Consider the following 19,120-nt stretch of genomic DNA (forward strand, 5'->3'; position numbering starts at 1 on the left):
CTCTCGCATCGCCGCGCCCGCGCGCTGGCGCACGACCTCTATGCGCAGGTCGCCCCAGGCGGCAAGCTCATCATCGCCAACGTGAAGCAGGGCCGTGAGACCTGCCAGTGGCCGCTTGAGTTCGTCACCGACTGGAGCCTCATCTACCGCACCGAAGACGATATGCGCGCCATGTATGAAGGCCTCGACATCCAGAATATCGAAGTGATCGAGGACTCGACGAAATGCGTCTACATGATCATGGGCGACAAGCCCCTCTGATCCGAGGCATTCGGCAAAAGAAAAGCCTGGTTCCGATCAAACGGAACCAGGCTTTTTATTTTCAGGCGCAAGCTGCGTTCAGCTTGTGCGGCGCTGCCACCATCCGCGACGTGCCGGGCCTTCGCTCTTCTCTTCCTTCGCCGGTTCGGCGGCGGGAGAGGGAAGGGTGTCGACCTCGGCATGAACCTCGGCAACGCCCATGGCAATTTCACCAGTGTCGGCTTCAACGGCGTCAGCTTCACTGGCATCGGCCAGATCGGTCTCCGGCTCGCTCGGCGTCTCGGCAGGAAGTTCGACATCCGCCGCAACAGCCGCTTCGACCGGCGCTGCCGCAGGTGCTTCCGGCTCGATAAAGGCTGCCGGCGCTTCTTCAGCCTCATTCTCGCGTGATGACGTTACATCCTCGCGCGAATAGGAGAGCAGCACCGGCGCTTCTTCCGCCACCGCATCAGCGTCTTCTTCGGCCTTGCCCGCCTCTTCATCGCTTGCCTGCTCGCCGTTTTCGCCAGCTTCGACGATCAGCTTGCCATCTTCATCGCGACGATTGCGACGTCCGCCACGGCGGCCGCGGCGACGGCGCTTGCGGGGACGATCTTCGTCGCCTGCTTCGCCATCTGCAGCTTCGCCCGTCTTGGCTTCACCAGCAGCGCCAGCCTCATGCGGCGTGTCGTCGTCTTCCTCGTCGCCTTCGGCGTCGTCTTTCGGCGCATGGCCTTCAGCGGCATGGCCGTTACCGGCTTCGCTGCCTTCCTCGCCCTTCTTGCGACGACGACGACGGCGGCGCTTGCGCGGGCCCTGCTCGTCGTCACCCGCTTCCGCATCATGCGTCTCGCGAGCGCGAGGCTGTGCGGGCGTCGTCACTTCGTCTTCTTCGTCCTGTTCCTCTTCGATCACATTGTCGATGACGAGGTCTTCTTCCTCATTATAGGTGTTCTCGATATTGATCGCGCCGGCAGCAGGCCGCGTGCGTGTCAGCGCGCGGGCCTCCGCCTGTTCGATGCGATGCTCCGAACCCTTCAGCATCGGCTCGGCCTCGATATAGACCGAGGTGCCATAGCGCTCTTCGATGTCGAGCAGGTTCGAGCGCTTCTGGTTGAGAATATAGACCGCCACATCGACCGGCACCTTCGCCGTGAAGGCGGCAGCACGGCCCTTGATCGCTTCCGCCTCGACGCCGCGCAGCACATGCAGCGCCATCGACTCGACCGAGCGAACAATGCCCGTGCCCATGCAATGCGGGCAGGTGACCGTGGAGCCTTCAAGCACGCCCGAGCGCATGCGCTGGCGCGACATTTCGAGAAGGCCGAAATGGCTGATGCGTCCAACCTGGATGCGCGCCCGGTCCGTCTTCAGGCAATCTTTGAGCTTGCGTTCCACCGCGCGGTTGTTGCGGTTCTCGTCCATGTCGATGAAGTCGATGACGATAAGGCCCGCAAGGTCGCGCAGACGCATCTGCCGCGAAACTTCTTCCGCCGCTTCGAGATTGGTGCGCAGCGCCGTCTGCTCGATGTTGCGCTCTTTCGTCGAGCGTCCCGAGTTCACGTCGATGGAGACAAGCGCTTCCGTCGGATTGATGACGATATAGCCGCCGGACTTCAGCGTAACGGTCGGGTTGAACATCGAGTCGAGCTGCTGCTCGACCTGATATTTCTGGAAAAGCGGCTGCTTGTCCTTATAGGGTTGAACATTCTTCGCATGGCTCGGCATGAGCATGCGCATGAAGGTCTTCGCTTCCTTGTAGCCCTCGTCGCCCTCGACATAGACCGTGTCGATATCCTTGTCATAGAGGTCGCGGATCGAGCGCTTGATAAGGCTGCCTTCCTCGTAAACGAGGGCAGGGGCGGTCGAGCGCAGCGTCAGCTCGCGCACGCTTTCCCACATGCGCAGCAGATATTCATAGTCGCGCTTGATTTCCGCCTTGGTGCGCTTGGCGCCCGCCGTGCGAATGATGAGGCCCATGCCTTCGGGCACATCGAGCGACTCGGCAATGGCTTTCAGCTTCTTGCGATCGGCAGCAACGGTGATCTTGCGGGAGATGCCGCCGCCGCGCGCCGTGTTGGGCATCAGCACGCAATAGCGACCGGCAAGCGACAGGAACGTGGTAAGCGCCGCGCCCTTGTTGCCGCGTTCTTCCTTGACGACCTGAACCAGCATGATCTGGCGGCGCTTGACGACTTCCTGAATCTTGTAGTTGCGGAAGTTGTGGCGCTGCTTGCGCGGCTCGGCTTCTTCCTGAGCTTCCTCGTGCGGATCGTCCGCGCCGATCGCTTCGACCGTCTGGTCGGAATGAACGAGTTCGGTTTCGCCGCGATCGACAATCGCGCTGTCGCTCGCATGTTCGCCGTCTACATGCGGTGCGTCGTCATGCGGCGCGTCGTCGCCCGCATGCGCTTCGTCCGCAGGAGCGGATGCGTCCGACGCAGCGGCAGGTGCCGCCTGCGTCTCGTCATCGTCGTCGGCATTTTCTTCTTCGGCGGCGCGGCGCGCAGCGGCAGCCTGATGCTGCACCAGCGCTTCGCGGTCGGCGACGGGGATCTGATAGTAGTCCGGGTGGATTTCGCTGAAGGCGAGGAACCCGTGGCGGTTGCCGCCATATTCAACGAAGGCCGCCTGCAGCGAAGGCTCTACGCGCGTGATTTTCGCGAGATAGATATTGCCTCGAAGCTGCTTTCTGCTTTCCGACTCGAAGTCGAATTCGTCAACGCGGTTTCCATTCACGACCACGACCCGAGTCTCCTCGGGGTGGGTCGCGTCGATAAGCATCTTGTTTGCCATTGAGCAAATCTCCAGGACGCCGACCACCGCGCAGAGCAAGGCGCAAATTCATGCGGCCGAGCGGGCGCGCGCAGGCGCCGATTGTGTGAAGCCGGTCTGCCGCAATCGCCTGATGGCGGTGCGCGGCGAAAGAACCGGATTGGGTCTTGAATGATGAAGAGGAGGCAGAAGCGCCCCGGAAAATCGGGTCGCACGCCATGGAGAGACAGTGAGGCACCCGCTTCAAAAAGCGAACGTGTCGTCCCTGTTTTTCGTCCAACTGCGTGGTTGCGTCGTGCATCTCAACCTTTGACGCCCCCTGATATTCGCCGGGGGCGGGCGGAATTCGTCTTCTCCGCCAGGGGCCCCGCGCCGGTTATCCGGAACTGACCCAAGGAGGTTAAACGAGCGATTACGCGCTCGGGCGATCTGATTTCGCGCTCAGCCCGTGAAACCCCCGTGAAATATATAAAGGGGAATCGGAGCTGGAAGGGCGGCGAAGCTGGAAGGGTTGCACCGCTATCGCGGGAACCGCGCTCGTCGCGTCTAGGACGCCAGACCGGCTAGCCTTCGCTTTGTACGTTTGCGGTCCTGATTTGGCAAGCACGCGCTTTACGAAGCAAGGAGCCTTATATTAACCAGCCTAGTCATTGATAATTCGTGAAGTTTTCGATTTGGTAATGGTTTATAAAGCATTCTCATCAGAATAGCTTAAGGGCGTTCGGTCGATTCAAACGGGCGCGCTGGCACACGCACCCTTCTGGTCCGCGTGCCGATCCGACGCTGATCGCATATGGGCAGGCTGCGATTTTTATGGTGAATATCAGGCGCGTACCGGTTTTGAAATGGTTGGCAAAGTTCGGCCTCGGCTGCGCCGTCATTTTGGCCGTGGCGCTGGCCGATCTGCCGCTCAGGGCCGAGCCCGGCGTGCTGGGTTCGCTGCCCATCGCCCGCCCCACCACCACGACACGCGCGCCGAGCGTCGATCAGGCGGCCTATCCAGCGCCTGCGCTCGATGCCACCACCCCCTCAAGCGACACGATTCCGGCCGCCTCGTCGCAAACCGGCCAGACCACCGTGACCGGCATCAGGGTAGGGGATCGCGGCGCGGAAACCCGTTTCGTCGTCGAGCTGAGCGGCCCGCAGGCCGTTCGCTATCACGTCTTCACGCTGGCAGACCCTTACCGCGTCGTCGTCGACATGCAGAACATGTCCTCGCACCTTCCCGATGTGGCGGGGCTGAAGGGCGGCGGATTGATCGCCGATTATCGCTACGGCGTCTTCCAGCAAAACACCTTCCGCATCGTCATCGACACGACCGTTCCCGTGGCCGTATCGCGCAATTTCACGCTGGAGCCGCAGGGCGGCTTTGGCAGGCGTGTCGTCCTCGATCTCGCCCAGACCGATCCCGTGAGCTTCATGTCATCGGTCGGCCTTCCCGATAGCGATAACGCAGCCGTTCAGGCCGAAGCCGTCCGGCCGGTCGTCGCCCCGGTCGCGCCCTCCCGCCCCGAAATCAGGCATGATCGCCGCCGCGTCGTCGTCATCGACCCCGGCCATGGCGGCGTCGATCCGGGCACGCATGGCAAAAGCGGCGTGCTCGAGAAAGACGTCGTGCTGGCCTTCGGGCGCGAGCTTGCCAAGCGCCTGCGCGAAAGCGGCCGCTATGACGTGCATATGACGCGCGACAGGGACTTCTTCATTCCGCTGCGCGACCGCGTGGCTTTCGCACGCCGCCACAAGGCCGACCTCTTTATCTCGATCCATGCGGATTCGATTGCCAAGTCGGACGTGCGCGGCCTGTCTGTCTACACCCTGTCGGAAACCGCCTCCGACAAGGAAGCGGCCGCGCTCGCCCGCAAGGAAAACCTCTCCGACGCCATAGCGGGCATCGACTTTCAGGGCGAGTCGCCCGAAGTCACCGGCATCCTGATCGACCTCGTGCAGCGCGAAACCAAGAACTATTCGGCCCGTTTCGCCAAGTCGATTGTCGATTACACGCGCCATTCGACGACCCTGCTGGACCCCACGCACCGCTTCGCTGGCTTCGTCGTGCTCAAGGCCCCCGATGTTCCCTCCGTGCTGGTCGAACTGGGTTTCCTGACCAACAGCGCCGATGAAAAGCGCCTGACCTCCTCGAAGTGGCGAACCAGCGTCGCCACCTCCTTTGTCCGCGCCATCGACCGTTATTTCGGCGACCGGCTCGCAGAGGGCCCGAACTAGCCGCAAGTGCAGGGGGGGCCATATGGTCGCCTCATTTGTTGCGCAAATGAAGCGCCGCCAAATTTGCGTTAACCATAGCGCATGGTTTGGCGGATAATTTTCGGCAGGGATTTCGTGCTGTGCTAAATGGTGCGAAACTTCGTGTCATATTGATGCAGGCGCGCCAGCTATGCGGCCGCATATGAGGGGTGGGCAGTGAGCCCTATGCTGAGAATCTTCACGGCGATAGCAGCGGTTTTTCTGGTTGTTCTGTGCGGCGGCTTGCTCGCCGGCGGCTATATGCTGTGGCAGTTGAACCAGGACCTGCCGGATTATTCCAAGCTGGCCGATTACGAACCCCCGGTCATGACGCGCGTTCATGCGGGCGACGGAAAGCTCATCGCCGAATATGCGCGCGAACGCCGCCTCTATGTTCCGATCAACGTGATCCCCAAGCGCGTCATCGAGGCTTTCCTCGCCGCCGAAGACAAGAATTTCTACAGCCATGGCGGCGTCGATGCGACGGGCATCGCGCGCGCCATGTTCGACAACATCATCAACATCGTGAACGACCGCCGCCTTGCCGGCGCGTCCACGATCACGCAGCAGGTCGCGCGCAACTTCCTCCTGAACAGCGACCGCACGCTGACGCGCAAGCTCAAGGAGGCGCTGATCGCGCTGCGTCTTGAGAAGGCCTACACGAAGGACAAGATCCTCGAACTCTATCTGAACGAAATCTATCTCGGCATGGGCGGCTATGGCGTCGCCGCCGCCGCGCAGATCTATTTCGATCAGCCGCTCGACAAGCTCACCATCGCGCAAGTCGCCTATCTCGCCGCGCTGCCCAAGGGCCCTGCAAACTATCAGCCCTATACCTATCGCGACCGCGCCATTGCGCGCCGCAACTGGGTCATCAGCCGCATGCAGGAAGACGGCTTCATCACCGCCGAAGAAGGTGCTGCCGCACGCGCCGAAGAATTCACCGTCACCCAGCGCCCCGTCGGCGTGCAGGTGGCCAACGCCGAATATTTCGTCGAAGAAGTTCGCCGCGAGCTTTATGCCAAGTTCGGTGAGCAGAAGCTTTACGAAGGCGGCCTCTCGGTCCGCACGACCATCGACACGCGCATGCAGGGCGTTGCCCGCACCGCGTTGCGCAAGGGCCTCACAGATTACGATCGGCGCCACGGCTGGCGCGGTCCGGTCGCCAAGCTCGATGCGGGCGCGAACTGGCACACTGCATTGCAGACGCAGCCCCATGCCGAAGACCTCGCGCCCTGGACGCTCGGCGTCGTTCTCGACTTGACGCCGCAGGCCGCGAAGATCGGTTTGCGACCCGAAAAACTCGCCAGCGGAAAATTCTCCACGGACGTGAAAACGGGAACCATCCCCTTCAGCGAAATCTCCTGGGCGCGCGCCTCGATCAAGAACCAGTATCTCGGCGCCGTTCTGAAGCAGCCCTCCGACGCGCTCGCCATCGGCGATGTCATCTATGTCGAGCCGATCTACAAGAAGGGCGAGACGACGCCGGATCATTACGCGCTGCGTCAGGTGCCCGCCGTCAATGGCGCCGTCGTCGCGATGGACCCGCATACGGGCCGCGTGCTCGCCATGCAGGGCGGCTTCAGCTTCGACCAGAGCGAATTTAACCGCGCCGTGCAGGCGCTCCGCCAGCCCGGCTCCTCCTTCAAGCCATTCGTCTATGCCGCCGCGCTCGATCATGGCTTCACGCCTGCAAGCCTCGTTCTCGATGCGCCTTTCGTCATGGATCAGGGCGCGGGCCTCGCGCTCTGGAAGCCGGAAAACTACGAGCACAATTTCTACGGCCCCTCGACGCTGCGCTTCGGCCTCGAGCATTCGCGCAACGTGATGACGGTTCGCCTCGCTCAGAATATCGGCATGGACAAGGTCGCCGATTACGCGCACCGCTTCGGCATCACTGACAATATGTCGCCCGTCCTCTCCATGGCGCTCGGCGCTGGCGAGACGACGCTGATCAGGCTCACCGCCGCTTACGCCATTCTCGACAATGGCGGCCGCAAGGTGACGCCGACCTTCATCGACCGTATTCAGGACCGCTGGGGCCGCACGATCTACAAGCATGATAATCGTCCGTGTCAGGATTGTAACGCCGATTGGGCAGGCCAGCAGCCACCGGAACTTCCCGACACGCGCGAGGAAATCGAGAATCCGCAAACCGCCTATCAGATGACTTCGATCCTCGAAGGCGTGATCCAGCGCGGTACAGGTTCCGCTGCAAAGGCCGTTCCCGTGCCGCTCGCCGGCAAGACCGGCACCTCGAACGACGAACGCGACGCATGGTTCATGGGTTATTCGCCAAACCTCGTCGTCGGCGTCTTTGTCGGCTACGACAATCCGACGCCGCTCGGCCATGCTGAAACCGGCGGGCGCACCGCCGCGCCCATCTTCCGCGACATCATGATGGAAGAAGTCGGCAAGGAGCCCGCTATCCCGTTCCGCATTCCGCCCGGCATCAATCTGGTGAAGGTCGATCCGAAAACGGGCCAGCTCGCCTCGTCCAGTAGCCCCAACGTGATTCTCGAAGCCTTCAAGGATGGCACCGATCCGCAGATGGATTCGGGCTCCTCATCGCTCGGCGTCGTCACAGGCTCGCCTGTTTCCGGCCTCGATGGTGCGCCCGCCCCGTCGCCGGGCACGAATGACGAGGGCATCAATTCAGGCACGGGCGGGCTTTACTGAGGCCTTTTGCCTTCGCGGGTTTACACCCGCGTCCGTTCGGCCTATTTTCCCGCTCCGCGTTCCACGGAGGCCAGTTATGCGTGCCGAGACCCAGAATATTGCAGATGAAATCAAGCAGTCGCTCGCGCTGCTGAGGAGGCATCTTTGACTGGGATTCTGCACGCAAGCGCCTCGACGAACTGAACGCGAAGGCCGAAGACCCCAATCTCTGGAACGATCCCGCAAAAGCTCAGACGCTGATGCGCGAACGCACGCGTCTTGAAGGCGCGATCAACGCCTATCTGACCCTCGAAGCCTCGCTCAACGACAATCTCGAACTGATCGAGCTTGGCGAAGCTGAAGGCGATGAGAGCATCGTTGTCGAAGCCGAAGCCGCGCTGAAAGTCGCGCGCGAAGAGGCACGCAAGGCCGAGATCGAAACCTTGCTCGCTGGCGAAGCCGACAGCAACGACGCCTATGTCGAAGTGCATGCGGGCGCAGGCGGCACCGAAAGCCAGGACTGGGCCTCCATGCTCCTGCGCATGTATACGCGCTGGGCCGAGCGCAAGGGCTACAAGGTCGAGCTGATGGAGCGCCATGACGGCGAAGAAGCGGGCATCAAATCCGCGACCATCACCGTCAAGGGCCACAATGCTTTCGGCTGGCTGAAAACGGAATCGGGCGTTCACCGCCTCGTGCGCATTTCGCCCTATGACTCGAATGCGCGCCGCCATACGAGCTTCTCCAGCGTCTGGGTCTATCCCGTCGTCGACGAGACGATCGACATCGACGTCAAGGAAAGCGACTGCCGCATCGACACTTTCCGCTCCTCCGGTGCAGGCGGCCAGCACGTCAACACGACGGACAGTGCGGTGCGCATCACGCATATTCCGACCAACATCGTCGTCGCCTGCCAGAATGAGCGCTCGCAGCACAAGAACCGCGCGACCGCATGGAACATGCTTCGCGCGCGCCTCTACGAGCTTGAGCTCGAAAAGCGCGAAACCGCGGCGCAGGCCGAAGCGGCAGGCAAGACCGATATCGGCTGGGGCCACCAGATCCGCTCATATGTCTTGCAGCCCTATCAGATGGTGAAAGACCTGCGCACCGGTGTCACCAGCCCGGCGCCCGCCGATGTTCTCGACGGCGACGTCGATGAATTCATGGCCGCCGCGCTCGCTGCCCGCGTCAAGGGCGGTGCCGACGCCGTCGTTGAGGATATCGACTAGGGCCATGCCCGCATCACCGAAACATTACGATGTCGTCGTCATCGGGGCAGGCGGCACGGGCCTCTTCTGCGCCATGACGGCTGGAGCGCGGGGCCGCAGCGTCCTCGTGCTCGATCACGCCCGCGCACCCGGCGAGAAGATCAGGATTTCCGGCGGCGGCCGCTGCAACTTCACCAATCTGCACACGACAGCCGCAAACTTCCTCTCCGACAATCCGCGCTTTGCCATCTCCGCGCTCAAGAGCTACACGCAGCGCGATTTCATCGCCCTTGTCGATCGCTACAAGATCGCCTGGCATGAGAAAACCCTCGGCCAGCTTTTCTGCGACGGCTCCTCGCAACAGATCATCGACATGCTGCTCGCCGAATGCCGCGCGGCAAATGTCGCAATCGAACTCGAAACGAAAATCTCCGACGTCGCGAAAACGGAAGCGGGCTTCGAGCTGGCAACAGATCGCGGTCGCGTGTCCTGCGCCTCTCTCGTCATCGCCACGGGCGGCAAGTCGATCCCGAAAATGGGCGCGACAGGTTTCGGCTATGAAATCGCCAAACGCTTCGGCCTTGCCGTCATCACGCCGCGCCCCGCGCTCGTCCCGCTGACCTTCGGGCCGGATCTGATGCGCGAGATCGAGGGCCTCGCAGGCGTGTCCGCCGACGCCACCGTCGCCAGTGGCAAGACGCGTTTCGCCGAGGCATTGCTCTTCACGCATAAGGGGCTGAGCGGCCCCTCGATCCTGCAAATCTCGTCCTACTGGAAAGAGGGCGGGGAGATCGCCGTCAATCTCGCGCCCGGCATCGATGTTCTCGCCGCGCTGAAAGACGCCCGCAAGGCGCAGCCCAAGCAGGATGTCGCCACCGCCTTGTCGCGCATTGTTCCCAAACGCCTCGCAGACCGCATCGTGGAACTGAACGGGGGAAGCGCGCGCCTTGCCGATACGTCGGATGCCCGCTTCAGGCAACTGGCCGCCGCCGTGGGCGATTGGCGCATCGTGCCGAGTGGCACTGAAGGTTTCCGCATCGCTGAAGTGACGGCAGGCGGCGTCGATACGGACGCGCTTTCATCGAAGACCTTCGAAGCCCGCGCCGTCCCCGGCCTTCACTTCATCGGCGAAGTCGTCGATGTGACCGGCCATCTCGGCGGCTTCAATTTCCAGTGGGCCTGGTCCTCGGGCTTTGCCGCCGGACAGCACGTCTGAAAATAGAAAACCACGGCGGAGGCAATTCCGCCGTGGTCTGTTTTCCGTGCCGCCCGCATTTCGCGAGCGAAAATTCTGTTATTGCGCTGCTGGCCGTTTGACGACCACGCCGCCATCGCCGACGACGACCGGGCTGCCGGCTTCTGCCGGGCGCTGCGCAACAGGGCGCGGTGCGGCGGCAAGCGGCGTCGCGGCAGGGCGCAGCACGGGCTTCGGTGTGGAAGCCTGTCCGATGGGATCGTCCGAATGGCGGCAATTGCCTTCGAAGAAGGCGCCGGTTTCGACCGCCAGCGCTTCATGCAGAATGTCGCCTTCGACATGGCAGGTCGATGAAAGCTGAACGCGCCGTCCGCGAATGGTGCCGATCACGCGGCCGCGAATAACGATGTCCTCGGCGACGATCTCGCCATTGATGGAAGCCTTTTCGCCAACCGTCAGCGACTGGCTGCGAATATCGCCTTCAACCGTGCCGTCGACCTGAATATCGCCCGTGGCGACCAGGTTGCCGTGAACCACGAGATCGTTGGAGATGATGGAAGGCGCAGTCCGCACACCGGTCCGTTTGGTGGGTGCGATGGGCGCTGGAATTGCAGCGCTTGCCTGAACAACCGGCCTTTCGGCCTCTTTACCCTTGTTTCGCGAAAACATAATGCCCTGCCTCGATGAACTTGGAGGGGTCGCGGACGATGCCGTCGAACCAGACCTCATAGTGAAGATGTGGGCCACTGCTTCTGCCGGTGGACCCAACACGGCCGATCACGTCTCGAAATGCAATTTTCTGGCCAACCTTGACGTTGATGGCGCTCAGGTGGCCATAGCGAGTCCTGAAGCCATTTCCGATGTCGATTTCGATCAGGCGGCCATAGGCCCCCTTCCAGTCGGCATAGGTGACAATTCCCGATGTCGTCGCATAGACCCTGGCGCCGTAATCGGTCGCCAGATCCTCGCCCGCATGAAAGGCCATGCGCCCGTTGAAAGGGTCCCGGCGCGCGCCGAAGCCGCTGGTCTCGTGATAGCTGATCAGCGGCTCGGCCAAAGGCATTTTAGCAATGGTTTTCTCAAGATCGCCCATGGTGTTGAGATTCTGGCTGACCCGGAAAAGCTGCTTCGTGAAGGTATTTTCCTCGCCGCCGCCCGCCAGCGCCTCGCCCTCGGCCAGCCCGAGGAAGGGGCCGCCTTCGGCATCCGCGACCTTGCCTTTGTCGCCCGCGCTGCGCTTCACCAGCGCCTTGGCGTCGGCCACATCGGTCATGCCGATGATCGATTTCAGCTCCCGGATGCGGCGATCGGTATTTTCCTCGACCCGGTTGATGAGGCCCTGTTGGGCACGGTCGAGCTTGGTCAGGCGTGTGTCGATTTGGGAGGATGTCCCATGTTGGTCTTCTCCGCCCGCAAGGCCGGAAATCTCGATGCCGCCATCGATGACGAAGGCGCCCGCATCCGCCGCCCGCTGCGGCCGCGTCGTCGTCTGCCCGACAGTGACGTTGTCGCCGTCCTGATCTACCGACATCAGGATCGTATTGCCCTGCGCATCGCTGCGTGAGCCGCGCAAGGTGGCGGCATAGCGCTGGCGCATCGTGTCGAGTTCGGAACTTGCCGACTGGCGCTGGCCCATCAGCGCGGTGAGCTGGCGATGCTTGTCCTCAAGCTCGCGCGTCGAGGCGAGGAACCGCTCCTGCGAAATCACAAGCTGCCCGTTCAGCTCGTCATATGCCGATTGAAGCTGCGCCACGCGCTCTTCATAAGCGCCCTGCATCTTCACATATCGCTGCTCTTTCGAGGCGATGATCTGTTCTTTGAAAACGACGTTGACGGAGGAAAAGGCGATCCAGCTAAAGAACACGAAGCCGATAGCAAGGAACACAGCCTGCGTGAAAGGCGACAGCGAAATGAACTGCACCTGACCGTGACTGCGAAGATAGATCTGCCGCTCAACGTAATGATGGCGCAGAAATCTGCGCACGGCATTTCCGAAATCTGAACCGCTATGGTGCACGCCCCTCATGCGCCATACCCCCTGTACCAGCGTCTAACTCAATGTAATGAAACGACTTTCCTACACACTCCTTAAGATTTGGTGTGTTTGGTTAACATTGCATTGAGAAAGTTTTATGGCCCCCGCCACGAACTGTGCCGTTTAGTGTCACTCATTAGGGCCGCGAAGAAAAGCGTTTTCAACGCGACGTCAGCGGTTCGTAGAAAGTAGGGTGCAGTCCGGCGGCGGCGCGCGCCTCGTCATTGAAGGGCGGCTTCAGCAGTCCACGGAAATGTTTTCGCACAAGCGCGTGGAACGTCTCGGCGGGCGAAATTTCGCCTTCGTCGCATAAATATGTAAACCACCGCGCTCCAGCCCCTACATGTTGCTGTTCCTCGCTATAGATCATGCGCAGCACGTCGGCGCTTTCAAGGTCGCCCGCGCCCGTCAGCCGCTCGATCATCACCGGCGTCACGTCGAGCCCGCGGGCCTCGAGCACCAGCGGCACCACGGCGAGCCGCGCCAGCAAATCGTGCCGCGTTTCCTCTGCCGCCTCCCAAAGCCCGTTATGGGCGGGCAGGTCGCCATAGGTTCCGCCCATGGCCGCCAGCCGTCCCTGAACGGCGAGGAAATGCTTTGCCTCCTCGTCGCCCACCTTGATCCAGTCGTCGAAGAAGGCGCGCGGCAGGTTTTCCCGCGCCCAGCGCCCGGCCATGTCGAAGGCAAGGTCGATGGCATTGAGTTCAATGTGGGCAAGCGAGTGGAGCAGGGCAAAGCGCCCGCGCTCGCCCTTGAAGGTGCGCTTGGGCATGGCCCTGTGCGTCAGAAGCTCGGGCTTTGCCGGGCGGTTCGGGCGGTCGGGCATCGGCCCGTCGCCGGGCGAGAAGAGCGGCAACTCGCCGCTTCGCCAGCTTTTGGCGAGCCTGTGCCCAAGGCGCGCCTTTTCATCCGCTTGCGGACACTCAAGAACCATCCGCGCGCCATCCGCCAGCGAAGCGAAGGGCTGCGTCATTGCAGTTTCGAAATTCACGCCTTCAGATTTCCTTCACGGCGGCCAGAACCTCGTCCGCATGGCCATCGACCTTCACCTTCGGCCAGGTCCGCCGAATGACGCCCTTGCTGTCGATCAGGAAAGTCGTCCGGTTGATCCCCATGAAGGCCCGGCCATAGAGCTTCTTCTCCGCCCACACGCCGTAAGCTTCGAGCATCTCGCCGCTCTCGTCCGAAAGCAGCCGGACGGTCAGATTGTGCTTGTCCCTGAACTTGCAATGCGCGGCAATCGTGTCCTTCGAAACGCCAAGCACCACCGCGCCCGCCTTCTCGAATTGGGCCTTCTTCGCCGAAAAGGCGATGGCCTCCACCGTGCAGCCCGGCGTGTCGTCCTTTGGATAGAAGTAGAGCACGACCTTCTGGCCCTTCAGCCCGGCCAGCGAGATTTTCGAACCGTCATCGGCAGGCAGCGCGAAATCAGGCGCATGCTCGCCCACACCGGGCAGCGCCGCCGCAGCGGCTGCCGCCGCGGCCTTCTTGGTCGGGTTCTTGGCTTTTGGCTCCGTACCGGCCTTTGCCGCCGTCTTTTTCACGCCGGACTTGCCGGTTTCAACTGCCTTGGCCATTCAGACTCTCCGATTCAAGCTTGCCGCAATCCGCCGACGACCCGCAGGCCGTCCGCATTCAGTAAAAACTGGGATCATGTGGTTAACATCGTAGCCCGGGAAAGCCAGTCTTGTCCGATGGCTTGATGCCAAATGTGAAGACTTCGCGCGCATCCGCGTTTAAATAGGAATGGCGGCATTCATCCTGGCCGTTTCGTCGTTTTGGGATGCAGCTCGGGCCGTCTTGGCTGCGAGCTATAGGAGCCCGGTCGTTTCTTGATCCGCCGTACCAGTAAGATTGCGCTTGAGATCGTTGGCGTTGCCGTTGCGGCGACGGCGATTCTGCTTGCCGTATTGGCATGGCGGCTTTCATCCGGCCCCGTCTCGCTCCCCATCCTCGCGCAGATCCTTCAGGACGGCGTCACGGGCCAGCTCAACGGCGGCAGCGTCGAAATCGGCGGTACGATCCTGCGCTGGCGGCCGGAGCAGCATCAGGTCGGCCTGCGCGTCGTCGACGTCAAAATCACCGGCGCGGACGGCAACCGCGTCGCGGTCCTGCCGGAAGTTTCCTTCCGTCTCAGCATGCCCGCGCTCCTGCGCGGCCGCATCGCGCCGACAGCGGTGGAGCTTTACGGCGTTTCGGCCACGCTCATCCGCCGCCCGGAAGGCCTGTCGATGGGCCTCGCCTCGGCCAACGACAAATCCCGGACGGAATCCTCCTTCGTGCTCGGCCCCATGGTCGAGGCGCTGGTAAGGGGCGAGAGCGATAGTTCGATGCTCGGCTATCTCCGCCGCGTCGGCATTCAGGATGCAACGCTGCGCATCGTCGACGAGGTCAATGGCGTCACCTTCGAAGCGCCCAAGGCGAACCTTGCGATCTTCCGGGGCGATGGTGGCCTCGCCGCCACGCTGAGCGCCGATCTCGCGCTTGGCGACACGATGGGCCATATCGAGCTTGAAGGCGCGCTGCCCGAGGGCGCGAAAAGCGCCACGGTCGCCATGCATGCGACCAACATCGTCCCCGCCGCGCTCGCCCGCATGTCTCCTGCCTTCGCCAACTACGCCATGATCGACGCGCCGATGGATGCGGCGGGCGATCTCGATATAGCGCCGGACGGCGAAGTAAAGTCCGCTCATCTCGTGCTCGATGCAGGCAAGGGCAACTTCACCATTCCCGGCCTCAAGCAGGCGCCCGTGCCGCTTGAAAAGGCCCATGCCGAACTGTCGCTCGATGCCCCCGCAAAGCGCATCGCGCTGCATCAACTGGTGTTGCAGGCAGGCCCGCACCGCGTCGCCATGACGGGTCACGTCGATTATGTGCTGGGCGAGGGCGTCGATCTCACCTCCGCGAAGTTCGAGCTTTCCGCAGGCAAGACGACGACCCAGATGGCCGGCATCTTCGAGGGTCTGGTAAATATCGATAATGCGCATCTGGCGGGCATGCTCGATTTCGACAAGCGCGCCTTGATCATCGACGATGTGAGCATCGGCGTTGCGGGCGGCAAGGTCGCCGCGTCCGGCACAATCGGAGAAGGCGCGCGGTCTCCCGCCCTGAAGATCAAGGGCACGATCGACAACATTCCAGTCAACGAAGCCCGCTCCGTCTGGCCGCTGGCCCTGTCGCCCAATTCGCGTGAATGGGTGTCGAAGAACATGAAGGATGGCACGCTCGAAAAAGGCACCTTCGCCATCGACGTGCCCGTCGATCTTCTCGCCGATGCCGACGAAAATCACACCCCGATCCCCAATGAGCGCATCCAGTTCGAGTTCAATGTCCGCGGCACCACCGTCAATTTCCTTGACGGCATGCCGCCGCTCTCGGGCGTGGCGGCGCGCGGCCTCGTGCAGGGCAATCGTTTCGATGCGTGGGTCACGTCGGCTTCCGTCGTCGTCGCTCCCGGCAAGGTCATCACCATCCCGAGCGGCCACTTCCTGGATGGCAGCCTCGCCGACAAGACCAGCATCGGCGAAATCGAATTTGCAGGCGCAGGCGCCACCGCCGACATTCTCGCGCTTCTCGACCACGAGCCGCTGAAGCTGATCCGCGGCTTCGGCCTCGATCCCTCGACCATTGGCGGCAGCGGCACGTTGAACGCCACGCTGCGCCTGCCGCTGGTGAAAACCGTCACGATTGACGAAGTGGATTTCGCGGGCAAGGCGCATGCCGAAAACGTCGTCATCCCCAACATCCAGCCCGATCTCTCGATTACCTCCGGCACGCTCGACATAGACGTGTCGCGCAAGGGGCTGAAGGGCGTCGGCAATGTCAGCCTGAACGGCATTCCGCCATTGAAACTCGTCTGGACGGAAAGCTTCGTCCGCACCAAGGCGCCGAGTTCCTCCTATCAGATTTCCGGTCGCCTCGACGATGCCGCGCGCAAGGCCATCGGCCTCGTATTCGACAAATATATCACCGGCCCCGCCATGCTCGACGCGACGCTCACCGGCAGCGGCGCGAATATCGGCAATGCGACCGTTCACGCCGATGTCACCGGCGCGGCGCTCGACATCAACTATCTCGGCTGGACCAAGCCGACAGGCAAGACGGCGGCCATTGACTTCAATCTCGCCATGTCGGCCAAGGGCTTTGCCTTTTCCGGCTTCAAGCTGTCGGGCGAAGGCATCGACGCGCGCGGCGATTTCGTCATGGACAAGAACTGGGACTGGATATCCGCCGCTCTGCCGGTCGTGAAGCTCGGGCCGCACAACGATCTCTCGATGAATGCGCAGCGCGACGACAAGGGCGAGTTGACGCTAGACATCAAGGGCGTGAAGGCCGATGCGCGCGGCCTGTTGCACAGTTTCGTTTCCGGCAATGGCGACAAGAAAGAAGCCGAAGCCGCCGCCACCCGCATCGTGACGCCCGCAATGGAAAGCGATCCCGCCCGCCGCACGGTCATCCGCGCCGCGCTGGGCGAGGTTGCCGCACAGAACGACACGAAGTTCACGGGCCTCGATGCGAGCCTCACCCTGATCGACGACTGGGTATATCTCGTCCGCATCGAAGGCACGGATGAGAGCGGCATGCCGTTCAAGGCATCGATCAAACCGGCGGAAAACCGCACGCGCGATTTCTCGATGACCTCGAATGATGCGGGCTTCGTTTTCCGCTCGCTCGATCTTGCCAAGGAAGTCGTCGGCGGCGCTTTCGTGGCCAAGGCAGGCATCGACGACAAGCTTCCCGGCTCGCCCATGGACGGCACCATTGATGTGGCGCAGTTCCGCATCGCCAATGCGCCTGTGCTGGCGAAAATTCTGACGCTCGGTTCGCTCACCGGCATCGGCGACACGCTGAAAGGCGAGGGCATTTATTTCGATAGCCTGAAACTGCCTTTCCGCGTTACCGGCCATCGCATCCATGTTGACGATGCGCGTATGGCCGGCCCCGCCATCGGCCTCACCATGAAAGGCCAGGTCGATCGCGCCTTCGATGTGGTCGATATGGAGGGCACGCTCGTTCCCGCCTATACGATCAATTCCATCCTCGGCAATGTGCCGCTGCTCGGCCCGCTCATCATCAGCCGCAAGGGCGAGGGCATTTTCGGCTTCACCTATGCGGTGAAGGGCAGCACCGACAATCCGAGCGTCATCGTCAATCCGCTCTCCGCCATTGCGCCGGGATTCCTGCGCCGCCTTTTCGAATTCGGCAGCTCGCTGCCGCCCGAGCCGGTCGCGCCCGTCACCGTCGAGCCGGCTGAAACATCCCTCCCTCCCCAAAAAGTGCCGGAATCCGCCGAAAGTCAGCCGCAGCCATAAAATGCGGAGTGCCGATTCACGATTGCGGAGTAAAACTCCGCATATCTATACTCGGTCATTGGTACTGACGGACAGCGGAGGAGGAGACGATGTCCACAAACGAAAGAATGACGGTCGACGCAGCCTATGAGGCCGTCGCGCCGGACGATTTCCCCGCCATGATGGAAATCGATCGCTATGGGCATCGCTCAACGGCTTTCGACAAGATCATCTCGGCCACCCACGATCACTTCTGGGACCCGCTCGATCCCAAATACATCGACTTCAACGATAAATGGGATCTCGACCGCGACCTGCTGGTCCCGACGGATTTCAACCTCGAGCTCCAGTCCGCCGTTTCGGACAAGCTCGACGAGGGCCAGAAGATTTATCTGGTGAACGAATCCGTCCGCTGGACCATGTCCTCGATCCTGCATGGCGAGCAGGGCGCGCTCGCGCTGTCGGCCTCGCTCTGCCACATCCTGAAAGATCCGGGCGCGCAGGAATATGCGGCGAACCAGACGCGTGAGGAAGCGCGCCACGTCACCGGCTTTGCAAACTACATCAAGGCGCGCTGGGGCAAGCCGACCGCTTGCGGCATCGTGCTGCGCGATCTGCTGGTCGATATCGTCGCCACGCCGCTCGCCTGGAAGAAACTCGTCGGTATGCAGATGATCGTCGAAGGCCTTGCCATGGGCACCTTCGCGAAATTCTATTCCGAAACGCATGATCCGCTGATGAAGAAGCTCATGCAGTTCGTGATGACGGACGAAGCCTTCCACCACAAGTTCGGCAAGATCTGGGCCGACCGCACGGTCCCCCAGCTTCCTGAAGCCGAACGCGACATGATCGAGGATTGGGCGCTCGAAGTCTTCATGACGCTGCTGCGCAACTCCACGGGGCCTGAGCAGAAGAAAGTCATCTACGAAAAGATCGGCCTCGACTGGCGATGGGTCCAGTCCGCGCTTCTCGAAGCCATGACAGACCGCAAGCTGCGCGCAACCATGATGGAAGGCACCAGCGTTTTCCGCGTCCTCATCAAGACGCTGCTGAAAGCAGGCATCATCACCAAGCGCACCGCGTCGCAATATGCGGCTTACGTCGATATGGAAGAACTCCATGGCGAAGGCGATCGCATGATCGGCGACGACATCGCGGAAGAAGGCATTCGCAGCCTGCTTGCCATCAACGGCGCTGGCGGCCACGCGGCCATCTACGCCATGCGCAACAGCGCCGCCGCCGAATAAGTACGCCCCCGCGTTTCGTCCCCCACGAAACGCAAACGAAGAGGCCCCCTTCCAGAATGGAAGTGGGCCTTTTTTGTCGAGGTCATCCGTCAAGGCCGCGCATGGCGACCCGCATCGACCGCCGCAGACACCGCCGTCGTCCCGGGACTTGTTCCCGGGACCCATCTTCCCGCGAACTCCGGCGAAGCCGCTGGACCCCGGGAACAAGTCCCGGGGTGACACCATTAGGA

12 protein-coding genes are annotated in these 19,120 nt (G+C 62.1%); 7 read left to right on the forward strand and 5 right to left on the reverse strand.

Annotated elements, in window-relative coordinates:
- Positions 1-261 (forward strand): hypothetical protein (locus WA943_RS02735; RefSeq protein ID WP_424468303.1); only part of this gene is annotated, 261 nt, incomplete at its 5' end.
- A 78-nt stretch (positions 262-339) separates the two neighbouring features.
- On the opposite strand, the gene WA943_RS02740 is transcribed toward WA943_RS02735, so the two are convergent.
- Complete coding sequence (locus WA943_RS02740) at positions 340-3,036, reverse strand: Rne/Rng family ribonuclease (protein WP_424468304.1); 2,697 nt, start codon at positions 3,034-3,036, stop codon at positions 340-342.
- 819 nt (positions 3,037-3,855) lie between these two features.
- Between WA943_RS02740 and WA943_RS02745 the strand changes: the two genes are divergently transcribed.
- From WA943_RS02745 to WA943_RS02760, 4 genes are all read left to right on the forward strand, one after another.
- Complete coding sequence (locus WA943_RS02745) at positions 3,856-5,238, forward strand: N-acetylmuramoyl-L-alanine amidase (RefSeq protein WP_424468305.1); 1,383 nt, start codon at positions 3,856-3,858, stop codon at positions 5,236-5,238.
- A gap of 204 nt (positions 5,239-5,442) precedes the next feature.
- A complete protein-coding gene (locus tag WA943_RS02750; protein ID WP_424468306.1) occupies positions 5,443-7,935 on the forward strand; it encodes a penicillin-binding protein 1A in 2,493 nt (830 codons plus the stop codon).
- Positions 7,936-8,011: 76 nt separating this feature from the next.
- A protein-coding gene (prfB, locus tag WA943_RS02755) for a peptide chain release factor 2 (RefSeq protein ID WP_424468307.1) occupies positions 8,012-9,143 on the forward strand; the annotation gives its coding sequence in 2 pieces (ribosomal slippage) (positions 8,012-8,080 and positions 8,082-9,143; 1,131 coding nt in all).
- A 4-nt stretch (positions 9,144-9,147) separates the two neighbouring features.
- The gene (locus WA943_RS02760) at positions 9,148-10,338 is read left to right on the forward strand and encodes an NAD(P)/FAD-dependent oxidoreductase (protein ID WP_424468308.1); all 1,191 of its coding nucleotides are present in this window, start codon (positions 9,148-9,150) and stop codon (positions 10,336-10,338) included.
- 78 nt (positions 10,339-10,416) lie between these two features.
- Here WA943_RS02760 and WA943_RS02765 read toward each other — a convergent pair whose 3' ends face one another.
- The 4 genes from WA943_RS02765 to bcp form a co-directional block, all read right to left on the reverse strand.
- Positions 10,417-10,986 (reverse strand): bactofilin family protein, encoded by a 570-nt coding sequence (locus WA943_RS02765; RefSeq protein ID WP_424468309.1) that lies wholly within the window; start codon positions 10,984-10,986, stop codon positions 10,417-10,419.
- A complete protein-coding gene (locus tag WA943_RS02770) occupies positions 10,964-12,301 on the reverse strand; it encodes a peptidoglycan DD-metalloendopeptidase family protein (RefSeq protein ID WP_424468310.1) in 1,338 nt (445 codons plus the stop codon). Before WA943_RS02770 ends, WA943_RS02765 begins: the two co-directional genes overlap by 23 nt.
- Positions 12,302-12,512: 211 nt before the next feature.
- Positions 12,513-13,343 (reverse strand): ferritin-like domain-containing protein, encoded by an 831-nt coding sequence (locus WA943_RS02775; protein ID WP_424468311.1) that lies wholly within the window; start codon positions 13,341-13,343, stop codon positions 12,513-12,515.
- 4 nt (positions 13,344-13,347) lie between these two features.
- On the reverse strand, positions 13,348-13,929 hold the full coding sequence (gene bcp / locus WA943_RS02780) for a thioredoxin-dependent thiol peroxidase (RefSeq protein ID WP_424468312.1): 582 nt from the start codon (positions 13,927-13,929) through the stop codon (positions 13,348-13,350).
- Between the two features lie 255 nt (positions 13,930-14,184).
- Here bcp and WA943_RS02785 point away from each other — a divergent pair, with 255 nt between their 5' ends.
- A complete protein-coding gene (locus WA943_RS02785) occupies positions 14,185-17,664 on the forward strand; it encodes an AsmA-like C-terminal region-containing protein (RefSeq protein ID WP_424468313.1) in 3,480 nt (1,159 codons plus the stop codon).
- 89 nt (positions 17,665-17,753) lie between these two features.
- The gene (locus WA943_RS02790; RefSeq protein WP_424468314.1) at positions 17,754-18,890 is read left to right on the forward strand and encodes a ferritin-like domain-containing protein; all 1,137 of its coding nucleotides are present in this window, start codon (positions 17,754-17,756) and stop codon (positions 18,888-18,890) included.
- Positions 18,891-19,120: the final 230 nt, after the last annotated feature.

Source organism: Parvibaculum sp. (genome assembly GCF_049651025.1).
In the GTDB taxonomy this organism is placed as follows: domain Bacteria; phylum Pseudomonadota; class Alphaproteobacteria; order Parvibaculales; family Parvibaculaceae; genus Parvibaculum.

Excerpts from the sequence above, each read along its gene's own strand:
- WA943_RS02740 (WP_424468304.1), bottom strand. The coding sequence starts at position 3,036 with ATGGCAAACAAGATGCTTATCGACGCGACCCACCCCGAGGAGACTCGG.
- WA943_RS02750 (WP_424468306.1), top strand. The coding sequence starts at position 5,443 with ATGCTGAGAATCTTCACGGCGATAGCAGCGGTTTTTCTGGTTGTTCTG.
- WA943_RS02760 (WP_424468308.1), top strand. The coding sequence starts at position 9,148 with ATGCCCGCATCACCGAAACATTACGATGTCGTCGTCATCGGGGCAGGC.
- WA943_RS02765 (WP_424468309.1), bottom strand. The coding sequence starts at position 10,986 with ATGTTTTCGCGAAACAAGGGTAAAGAGGCCGAAAGGCCGGTTGTTCAG.
- bcp (WP_424468312.1), bottom strand. The coding sequence starts at position 13,929 with ATGGCCAAGGCAGTTGAAACCGGCAAGTCCGGCGTGAAAAAGACGGCG.
- WA943_RS02790 (WP_424468314.1), top strand. The coding sequence starts at position 17,754 with ATGTCCACAAACGAAAGAATGACGGTCGACGCAGCCTATGAGGCCGTC.